At 40.9% G+C, this 9804-nt stretch carries 10 protein-coding genes and 1 pseudogene; 4 read left to right on the top strand and 7 right to left on the bottom strand.

The window, feature by feature from the left end:
• The 7 genes and pseudogenes from J500_RS17080 to J500_RS05710 form a co-directional block, all read right to left on the bottom strand.
• Positions 1-153: pseudogene (locus J500_RS17080) on the bottom strand (IS5/IS1182 family transposase); the annotation flags it as partial.
• Positions 154-202: 49 nt separating this feature from the next.
• Positions 203-490, bottom strand: coding sequence for a PA4642 family protein (locus J500_RS05735; RefSeq protein WP_004995952.1), 288 nt, complete (start codon positions 488-490; stop codon positions 203-205).
• 144 nt (positions 491-634) lie between these two features.
• Positions 635-907, bottom strand: coding sequence for a cell division topological specificity factor MinE (gene minE, locus J500_RS05730; protein ID WP_005002814.1), 273 nt, complete (start codon positions 905-907; stop codon positions 635-637).
• Between the two features lie 2 nt (positions 908-909).
• The gene (gene minD / locus J500_RS05725; protein WP_004991021.1) at positions 910-1722 is read right to left on the bottom strand and encodes a septum site-determining protein MinD; all 813 of its coding nucleotides are present in this window, start codon (positions 1720-1722) and stop codon (positions 910-912) included.
• 66 nt (positions 1723-1788) lie between these two features.
• On the bottom strand, positions 1789-2511 hold the full coding sequence (minC, locus tag J500_RS05720) for a septum site-determining protein MinC (RefSeq protein WP_034698648.1): 723 nt from the start codon (positions 2509-2511) through the stop codon (positions 1789-1791).
• Between the two features lie 127 nt (positions 2512-2638).
• Positions 2639-3691 (bottom strand): hypothetical protein, encoded by a 1053-nt coding sequence (locus tag J500_RS05715; RefSeq protein ID WP_034698645.1) that lies wholly within the window; start codon positions 3689-3691, stop codon positions 2639-2641.
• Positions 3692-3722: 31 nt separating this feature from the next.
• Complete coding sequence (locus J500_RS05710) at positions 3723-4649, bottom strand: acyltransferase (protein ID WP_034698642.1); 927 nt, start codon at positions 4647-4649, stop codon at positions 3723-3725.
• Positions 4650-4898: 249 nt separating this feature from the next.
• Between J500_RS05710 and J500_RS05705 the strand changes: the two genes are divergently transcribed.
• From J500_RS05705 to J500_RS05690, 4 genes are all read left to right on the top strand, one after another.
• Positions 4899-5555 (top strand): OmpA family protein, encoded by a 657-nt coding sequence (locus tag J500_RS05705; RefSeq protein ID WP_005002823.1) that lies wholly within the window; start codon positions 4899-4901, stop codon positions 5553-5555.
• Between the two features lie 121 nt (positions 5556-5676).
• Positions 5677-7716, top strand: coding sequence for a UvrD-helicase domain-containing protein (locus J500_RS05700; protein WP_004995963.1), 2040 nt, complete (start codon positions 5677-5679; stop codon positions 7714-7716).
• A gap of 24 nt (positions 7717-7740) precedes the next feature.
• Complete coding sequence (dut, locus tag J500_RS05695) at positions 7741-8193, top strand: dUTP diphosphatase (protein ID WP_004995972.1); 453 nt, start codon at positions 7741-7743, stop codon at positions 8191-8193.
• Between the two features lie 178 nt (positions 8194-8371).
• Positions 8372-9796, top strand: a complete 1425-nt coding sequence (locus tag J500_RS05690) for a phosphomannomutase/phosphoglucomutase (protein ID WP_004995975.1) — start codon at positions 8372-8374, stop codon at positions 9794-9796.
• Positions 9797-9804 lie beyond the last annotated feature (8 nt).

Raw genomic sequence — 9804 nt, 5'->3', positions numbered from 1 at the left:
GTAGGTAGGTTGACGTCCTTTTTTTCCAGTAGGTGTTGCAGACCATTGCATTTGGGGATCAAACCAAATGGTGAAAGCACCCCGTTGACGTAAAGCCTGATTGTACTCAGACCAGTTCGTTGTTTTGTATCGGCTTTTTGATTCTGTATTCATCTAACATGTATGGGGATGAAATTTATTTATGCAACAAAGCCAATTTGAATTAGGCAAATTTTGCCAAAACTTCTAAGAATGGTTCACGCTGACGCGGAAATTCAGCAATCACATCATGAATACGTTGGCCTTGAGGATTAGTGGCATTGACATCACGACCATCTGCAACAAACTGAGTCAATAAGCGTTCATAATCGTTTGGACGCATGTGTTTGAAGGCATGGTATAACACGTGAAAGTCAGCGTTCACACCTTCGGGTGGAAGTTGATTAAGATAGGCAAAAACACGCTCGTCTGACCATTCTTCATTGAAAGTTGCTGGCTGTGATAATGCCATTACACGTTCCTCAGTCTTAAAATAATTAAGGGCAAAATGTTTTGACTCGAAGCATAGCTTCGCGCCTTGCGAGCCTCACATTTTGCCCTTATTTGCCGAAAAGCGCTAATAAGAATTTTATAATTTAAATATCAATAAAACCGCTTATCGCTCTTCGGGTAAGTTGATATTCATTTCCAGCATTTCAATATTGGCCTCAGAACGTACCTGCATCTGAATATGACCTTCATCGACACCGCGTACATAACGATTTACAACTTGCATGATTTCCTTTTTCATCTGGTCAATTTTGTCTTGACTCAAACGACGACCTAAACCCTGCTCGGAAGCGACAATGACTTTTAAACGATCTTTGGCTGTTTGTGCACTTGATGGTTTGTCATCACCGCTAAAAAGTTTACTCCAAAATCCTGCCATAGTTATGCTCCAAATAACCGCGCCAACCAGCTTTTCGGCTGTACTGTAATGTAACGATATGGACGTTCTTCTCCTAGAAAACGTGCCACCAGATCATCGTAAGCCTGACCTGATTTAGAGTCGCTATACAAAATCACAGGCTTACCTTCATTGGATGCCTGTAAAACGATTGGACATTCTGGAATTACACCTAAAGTTGGAATTCGTAAAATGTCTTTGGATATATCGTCAATCGTCAACATTTCCTGACGATCGGCACGTTCTGGATTAAAACGGGTAATACATAAGTGTTTACGTATCCGTCCTTCGTTTTGTTCTACTTTCTTGGTTTTACTATCGAGCATTCCAATAATACGATCTGAGTCACGAACAGATGAAATCTCAGGATTGGTGACAATAATAGCCTCATCTGCATGATACATCGCTAAAATCGCACCGCGTTCAATTCCAGCAGGTGAGTCACAAATAATGTAATCAAATTCCTGTGATAATTCATCAATAACACGAGCAACGCCTTCGTCACTTAAAGCGTCTTTATCACGTGTTTGTGAAGCAGGCAGAATATACAAATTTTCAATATCTTTATCGCGAATAAGGGCCTGTTGTAAACGGGCTTCATTGTTAATGACATTGACAAAGTCATATACCACGCGACGTTCACATCCCATGATCAAATCGAGGTTACGTAAGCCCACGTCAAAATCAATCACAACAGTTTTATGACCACGTTGGGCTAAACCTGTTGCAAAAGATGCACTCGTTGTAGTTTTACCTACACCACCTTTGCCTGATGTTACGACAACAATTTTGGCCACCGAATCCACTCCTGTTATGGTCATAGCCCTTTAGAAAAGGGCTTTTATTGGTGTTTAATTTATACCTTAAAATTCCAAAGCCTGAAATACAAGTTCTTGCTTGTCATTTAAATAAATATGTACCGCTTTTTTGAGCACATCTTTGGGAATATCATCCGCTACACAGTAAGTTCCTGCAATAGAGACCAATTCAGCTTCTAATGAATGACAAAAAATACGTGCTGCGGAGTTTCCACCTGCACCTGCGATGACTCTACCACGAACATTGCCATAAATATGAATATTTCCCGATGCAATGACTTCGGAACTGCTATTCATACTGGCATTTAAAATAATGTCACCATGATCCTGTACCAGACTTTGTCCTGTTCGCAAAATTTCATCATGGTAAGAGGTCTTGTGCGCAATCGCTGTTTTTGTTGGTGTTGTTTTTGTTTCGGAGTTTAATGTATCGGCTTTAACGTCTTCAACCAATACCACTTCTTCACGTGAGGGTTTAATTCGTTGTAAAGGCTGATCAGCAGGAAGCACTGGAAATTGAATGGCGCGCGCTTCATCACCCAAAATCCCATCAATCACAGCCATAGGTTGTAAGCCCAGACTGATCAAAAGCTGAATTAACGCAATGAGTTCCTGTTCAACCGTACTGTCAATAATCACCAAAGTGCCTTGATAAGCACCTTCACTCAGTGTATTTGCTAATTGCTGGCGGATGGCATCATGATCATTTGTATCTAAGGTCAACCGGGTAAAGTTGACCATTCTGCCTGTAATCCGTATATCAGCCATAATTATTCCTTAAGAACCTCTGACGAGCTGTTACGCCGAGGTAATGTTGTAAATAGTCCAAATCCTAGATCAAATTTAATGATTTCTCTAGCTATTGGTCAAAAAAAATTGTTGAAGTGACTAATCTTTAACTCGATTCTTCAACACGATCATGATCGTTTAAAATTTGCTGCCATTGTTTGACTTTGACTTGCTGGCGAATGGCTTCCAGACTTTCAAATACCACAGATTCGACCAATTCTTCCAAGTGTTTGTTATCAATATTTATTTCGCTTATGCGCTGTGCAATGAGCTCATAGTTGGGATTGATTGCACGTTCTGAACCTGTTGCAAAGGGTTGAATCAAGCCTGAGGTGATATTTTCACCCAAACGTTGCCCGATACTTTGAATCTGCTGTTCAATTCGACCGCCAACGATTGGAATCAAACGTAATAACTGAGTTAACTCTGGTGTATCCTCAATGGCTTGATTGACAATTTGCCCAACTCCTTTGGAAATTTGATCCTGCTGTGCCCGAAGTTCTGTGGCTAGACTTTCTTGCAATAATTCAGCGATCGTGACTGCAAATAGTTGACGATGATGATCCACCAATTCATGAATAATCCGTTTATGTGTAGAACTGGTTTCAAGTTCACGTTTAATACCATGAATCACCGTTAAAACCACACGATCAGAAAGTTCTTCCATGACCACGTGATAATAAAACAGCCCTTGATTGGACCAGTTCTCAGGGATGATCTTATAGCCCAGTTCATGCAGTCGATAGGCAATAATCCCTGCACGAAATAATCTTAAAAAACGTAAATGTGGAATAATAGCTAAAATTTCGTACCAATGAATAAACGGAAAAAAGAACCAGCGAGAATGGTGTTTATTGATAATTGCAATTGCCCAACGGACCAGTAATTCAATAATTAAAAACCCAATAAACCATGCTTCTGTGGTAATCACCCATGGATGCAAATGTGTCCGATAAAACTCAAGCACTTGTGGTAGATGGATATGATCGAAAAACCAAGTACCAATACTGCTCATTAAAAAGAAATTGGCACATAGGCAGAACAAATTAAAAATAATAATAAACACCATAAAGATGTCATACATCAGAAATACCTTGAACGATAAACTGGTCGGATCGACATGATGATATTTAGATTTTTCTCTGGAACTGTTCTGCATAATGCCTGTCAATTTTAATGATTTTAAATGATTAAGATGCCTGCGTAGGATATTGGGCTTTCATTTGATCAATCAACTGATCTTTTTCAGTCCAAAGCTGATCAACCCAATCTTGAAAGCGTTTGCGATAATCTTCATCTTCTTCATAATTACCCCCCAAGACCCAATCTGGAATCTCGATTTTACGCAAATTCACTGCAATACGAGATACATCGCCAAGCCAGAAATCACTATATTCGGGTGGTCCATCTGGATAAACAATAGTCATGTCGACTAATGCATCAATTTGATCGCCCAAAATATTTAAGGCAAGAGCCAAGCCGCCAGCTTTGGGTTTCAGCAAATTTTGATAAGGTGAGTTTTGCTGATCGTGTTTGGCTTGTGTAAAGCGAGTGCCTTCCAAATAATTGAGCAAGGTAAAGGGTTGAGACAAAAGTTGCTCACACGCTTTACGAGCCTCTAGCATATCGCGAGTTTTGAGTTCTGGATTTTTGGCAATTTGCTCTTTGCTATGACGCTTCATCATCGGAAAGCCTAAAATCTTAAAGGCTTGACCGACAAAAGGAATAAAAATCAGTTCCCATTTGGTGAAAAATCGGGTCAGAGGCATACGACTAACGCCAAAGTATTGATTGACTGTAGTATCCACCCAACTTTGATGGTTACACATCATGAGATAACGACCCTGCATACTCACTTCAAGCTGTGGATCAATCGTGATATCCCATTGTAAATGTGGCAATACCTGATCGATCAACCAATTATTGATTCCCAGCCAGTTATTGGTAATCTGGATGGTGGTTTCATCGACTTTGCGAGATTGTTTGAATAATTTGGTTAAACCCAGTGCCAATACTGGAGGGCCATGCAAAAAAGTACTGCCTGTAATGACACTGCCCACGGTCATGCCTCGGGTAATTTTTTTAAGCATCGACTGTTTTTGGGGTTGTTTTGACATAATCTAAATCCTGATGATGAATCACGTCCAACTTGTAAAAATCTGAGCACAATATAGACGTTGTACACCGATTTAAAAAGTTAAACAGTGCAACAATGGATAAATGTAGTGAAGATTTAAACGAAAGATACTTAAAGTATTACAAAATGTAAAAAAACAGCGTATTGTTAACAAAAAATCAATGGTCTAAGTGGCTTTTTTCTATCATTATTTTTACAGACAACAAAGACACAAACGAGGAGGCATGCAATGCGTGCACTATTAATTACGACAGTGGTTGGGGCAGCAGTGGCACTTTCTGGTTGCCAATCAACAGGACAAAATCTGGGTGGCGTTGAATATGACAAAGCTGCTTTAGGTACATTGACTGGTGCAGCAGCGGGCTACGGTATTTCTAAATCAAATGCGAACTCTAGCCGTCAAAATAACCGTGCAGCCGCGATTGGTGCCGTGTTAGGTGGTGCAAGTGGTTTGTATCTTGACCAAAAAGAGAAAAAATTACGTCAACAAATGGCGGGTACTGGTGTCGAAGTCAATCGTAATCCAGATGGTTCGGTTGGATTGGTCATGCCTGGTAACATTACTTTTGATACTAACAAATCAAACATCAAACCAAATTTCTATTCGACTTTGAACAAAGTAGCACAAACACTTGCAGAAGATAACAAGAGTGCGATCCTCGTGACAGGTTATACAGATAGCACAGGTAACGATTCGATCAATATTCCATTGTCTCAGGCTCGTGCTCAATCAGTTGCGAACTATTTAAGTGGTCAAGGTGTTTCATCTGCTCGTATTAATGCACAAGGTTACGGTTCAGCGAATCCGATTGCATCAAATGCGACTGCGGATGGTCGTGAACAAAACCGTCGTGTTGAAATTAGCATCTATGAGCGTCAATCTTAGTCGCTTAGTTTCTAAAAACCACCTTCGGGTGGTTTTTTTATGAGTAAAATCCATGTGAATCGATTAGGCATCTGCTGATTAGATGTCTATAATCATGCTCGGATTCTTAAGAGGAAAACCTATGTCAGCAGCAAGTCATCTCAATGACAAGCAACTTGAAGCCATGAAATATACTCAAGGACCCTTGTTAGTGCTTGCAGGGGCTGGTTCAGGTAAAACCTCGGTGATTACCCAGAAAATTGCTTATCTGGTGAAAAATTGTCGTATTCCTGCACATCGCATTACTGCAATGACCTTTACCAATAAAGCTGCGCGTGAAATGAAAGAACGCGTCGGGAAGTTGCTTTCTCGTGAGGAAGGAAAAGGTCTTTCAGTTTCAACCTTTCATACCTTTGGTTTGAATTTATTGCGTCTGGAACTGAAACATACGCCACTTAAAAATAATTTTTCGATTTTGGATGCTGATGACTGTAAACGCATCCTGATGGATTTAATGCAGCGTGACAATCTTTCTGGAGCTGAAAGCAAAGAACTGATTGCCAAAGCGATGAAAAAAATCTCAGACTGGAAAAATGATCTGATTGTTCCTGAACAAGCTCATTCGACTTGTGAAACGGTAGAAGATGTCCAGTTTGCTCATCTGTATCAGCTTTATGAGCGTAATTTACGGGCTTATAACGCGGTTGATTTTGATGATCTGATTGTATTACCCACACGTCTTTTGCAGGAAAATGCTGAAGTCCGTGATAAATGGCAAAACCGTACCCGTTATCTTTTGGTGGACGAATATCAGGACACTAACACCGCCCAGTATATTTTGGTGAAATTACTGGTTGGGGTCATGGGACAGTTCACTGCGGTGGGTGACGATGACCAATCCATTTACGCATGGCGTGGCGCAAAACCTGAAAATATGGCATTGCTCAAAGAAGATTTTCCCAATCTAAAAGTCATTAAGCTTGAACAAAATTATCGTTCAACTAGTCGAATTTTAAAAGCAGCCAACGCTGTGATTGAAAACAATCCGCATATTTTTGATAAAAAATTGTGGAGCGATAAAGGGCATGGCGAAGTGATTCGGATTATTACTTGCCGTAATGATGATGATGAAGCTGAGCGTGTGGTCAAAGATTTAATGACCCATAAGCTGATGAATGGCAAAAACTGGAAAGATTATGCGGTGTTGTATCGCGGTAATTTTCAAGCAAGGGTATTAGAAACGCAACTGCGTCAAATGCAGATTCCGTATAAGCTCTCGGGTGGACAGTCATTCTTCGCACGGGCAGAAATTAAGGATGTGATGAGCTATTTGCGTCTGATTATTAACCCAGAAGATGACAGCGCATTTTTACGCATTATTAATACTCCAAAACGTGCTATTGGGCCTGTCACACTAGAAAAGTTGGGTCTTTTTTCACAGGAAAATCATTTGTCTTTGTTGGGTGCGGCATCCGATCAGCGCCTCACTATGGTCATTCCGAAAAAAGCTGCAACACAATTACATGAATTTTCCGATTTTATCAGCAATTTTACACGTGAACTGATGGATGACGATGAACCCGTGCCAAAGGTTCGCCAGATGATGAATGAAGCGGGTTATATTGATTATATCCGTGAAACTGCGGCTACCCCTGCGCAGGAAAAAACCAAGCTCGATAATATTGAAAACTTATTTAGCAGTATTCAAGGCTTACTGAATCGCACTGAAGATGTCGATGAAAAAAATATTGAAAGCGTGATTCGTAAACTGGTTCTACTGGATATGCTGGAGCAGCAGCAAGAAGAAGAAGACACCGATAAAGTCAATCTTCTAACCTTACATGCAGCAAAAGGTCTTGAATTTCCATTTGTTTATATTATGGGACTTGAAGAAGAATTATTGCCGCACAAAAACTCGATTGCCGCTGAAACTATCGAAGAAGAACGCCGTTTGATGTATGTGGGCATTACTCGCGCACGTCAGGGCTTAACCTTGACCTTGGCAGAACAGCGTAAAAATGGCGGACAAATGAAACAGATGACACCAAGCCGTTTTCTGGATGAATTGCCACAAGACGAACTAGAGTGGTTAGGACGCAAAAAGAAATTGGCGGGTAATGTGGATCCGAAAGAGCAGGCACAGCAATATCTAGCGAATTTAAAAGCCTTATTAAAGAAATAATTGATTGAACGATTAGGAAATATAATGAAAGTCCAAGTAAAAATTTTAGACCAGCGTCTGGGCAATGAATGGCCGCTTCCTTCGTATGCAACCACAGGTTCAGCAGGTCTGGACTTACGTGCCTGTGTTGATGAAGCGATTCAAATTGAACCAGGTCAAACTGTGTTAGTTAAAACAGGCATGGCGATTTATATTCACGATAGCGCTTTTGCAGGTCTTATTTTGCCACGTTCAGGCTTGGGTCATAAGCATGGTATTGTCTTGGGGAATCTGGTGGGATTAATTGACTCAGATTATCAAGGCGAACTGATGGTTTCAGTCTGGAATCGTGGTCAGCAGAGCTTTACTTTAGAGCCAGGTGAACGTTTGGCACAATATGTTTTAGTGCCTGTGGTTCAGGCTGAATTTGAACAAGTAGATGAGTTTGTTGCCACCGATCGTGGTGCGGGTGGCTTTGGCCATACGGGTAAGCAATAATTCAAGCGCCTGTTTAAACAGGCGTTTCTTTTTTTGTATTGAATGTTTCAAAAAATTAGATTAAAACATCACACTTAATCTGTCTGAATGACTGACAAGAATGCTGCCTACTGCCTATATCATAAGCAATACTGTTTTTACTTTTAATAAGTAGGCCTTGAATTAAAAGAAGATGCCTATGGATGCGATGTTTAATTTTCCCCTACATATTTTTCGTGCTTACGATATTCGCGGCAAGCTTACGGCGTTTACACCGCAAGTGGTGGCTGCCATTGCTTATGCTTTGGCAGATCAGTATAGCTTGGCAGGTCAAAGCAAAGTCGTGATTGGTTATGATGCACGGCTGAGTAGTCCACAATATGCTGCAATATTAGCAACCATCTTTGAAAAGCAGGGTTTAGACGTTATAGATTTAGGCTGTTGTTCAAGCCCGATGATGTATTTCATGGCGCGTCAGACCCATGGCAATGGGGTGATGGTGACGGCAAGCCATAATCCAAAGTCTGACAATGGAATTAAATGGATTTTAAACGGTGAACCTCCAACACCTGCACAGATTGAAGCGGTTGGCAATGCAGCCGCCCATTATCATATTCAAGCATTAGATGTTCCTCGTATTCGAGGATTAAGCCATCAAATCAAAACCGAATACTGTTTAATGTATCAACAGGGTTTACTTGAAGATATTCATCTAAAACGACCTTTCAAGGTGGTTTTAGATGGTTTGCATGGTTCAGCAGGACGCTGTGCTGAAATGGTGCTGAATGGATTGGGTTGTGATGTCATTGCTTTGCGTTGTGAAGCCAATGGTGAGTTTCCAGATCACGCGCCTGATCCTTCTCAGGCGATTCATTTGGAAAAATTACAACACGCAGTGCTTAATCATCAAGCGGATATTGGGATTGCGCTAGATGGAGATGGTGATCGCTTAGTCATCATGGATGAACAGGCACATATTATTACCGCGGATCGTTTGATTTCTCTATTCGCACAAATGTGCCTAGAGCAGCATCCGCAAGCTGAAATTGTTTTTGATGTTAAGTGCTCCAGTATGGTGACACAAACTGTTAATGACTTAGGCGGCATTGCAACCATGATCCGCACAGGCAGTAGTTTTCTGCGACGTTATTTATCCCAATCTCAGGGAAAAGCGGTTTTTGGTGGAGAGTACGCAGGGCATTATGTATTCAACGATGGTCGTGGTTTTGGTTATGATGATGGTGTATATGCTGCACTGCGGGTACTGGAATATTTAAGTCAGTTCCCTAAGCAAACACTGTCTCAGCTGGTGTCTGCTTTCCCAGAGCGTTATTGTACGGAAGATACTTACATTAGCACTCATCGTTCGGAACCCAAAATTGTGTTGCAGGATATTGAAAGTTGTAGTTATCAATCTAAAGCACAACTCAGCAAAATAGATGGGATACGACTTGATTTTGACGATGGTTTTGGCATTATTCGAGCATCCAACACGGGCGAATACTTTACTGTCAGGTTTGATGCGGGCAGTCCATTGCAATTGGCACAGATTCGACATCAGTTTGTTCGCATGTTGCAGGATAAATATCCTAAAATAGCGCAAGATATTTCAAACATCCATTAAGGAGAGGC

This window comes from Acinetobacter sp. 479375, from assembly GCF_000581715.1.
Taxonomy (GTDB): Bacteria; Pseudomonadota; Gammaproteobacteria; order Pseudomonadales; family Moraxellaceae; genus Acinetobacter; species Acinetobacter ursingii.
The sequence above is the reverse complement of the archived record's forward strand: the minus strand, read 5'-3'. Positions and strand labels throughout refer to the sequence as shown.

Bases quoted from the DNA above. Each gene is read 5' to 3' on its own strand.
- minC (WP_034698648.1), bottom strand. From the start codon at position 2,511: ATGGCTGATATACGGATTACAGGCAGAATGGTCAACTTTACCCGGTTG.
- J500_RS05735 (WP_004995952.1), bottom strand. From the start codon at position 490: ATGGCATTATCACAGCCAGCAACTTTCAATGAAGAATGGTCAGACGAG.
- J500_RS05710 (WP_034698642.1), bottom strand. From the start codon at position 4,649: ATGTCAAAACAACCCCAAAAACAGTCGATGCTTAAAAAAATTACCCGA.
- J500_RS05715 (WP_034698645.1), bottom strand. From the start codon at position 3,691: ATGCAGAACAGTTCCAGAGAAAAATCTAAATATCATCATGTCGATCCG.
- J500_RS05705 (WP_005002823.1), top strand. From the start codon at position 4,899: ATGCGTGCACTATTAATTACGACAGTGGTTGGGGCAGCAGTGGCACTT.
- dut (WP_004995972.1), top strand. From the start codon at position 7,741: ATGAAAGTCCAAGTAAAAATTTTAGACCAGCGTCTGGGCAATGAATGG.
- minE (WP_005002814.1), bottom strand. From the start codon at position 907: ATGGCAGGATTTTGGAGTAAACTTTTTAGCGGTGATGACAAACCATCA.
- J500_RS05700 (WP_004995963.1), top strand. From the start codon at position 5,677: ATGTCAGCAGCAAGTCATCTCAATGACAAGCAACTTGAAGCCATGAAA.
- J500_RS05690 (WP_004995975.1), top strand. From the start codon at position 8,372: ATGGATGCGATGTTTAATTTTCCCCTACATATTTTTCGTGCTTACGAT.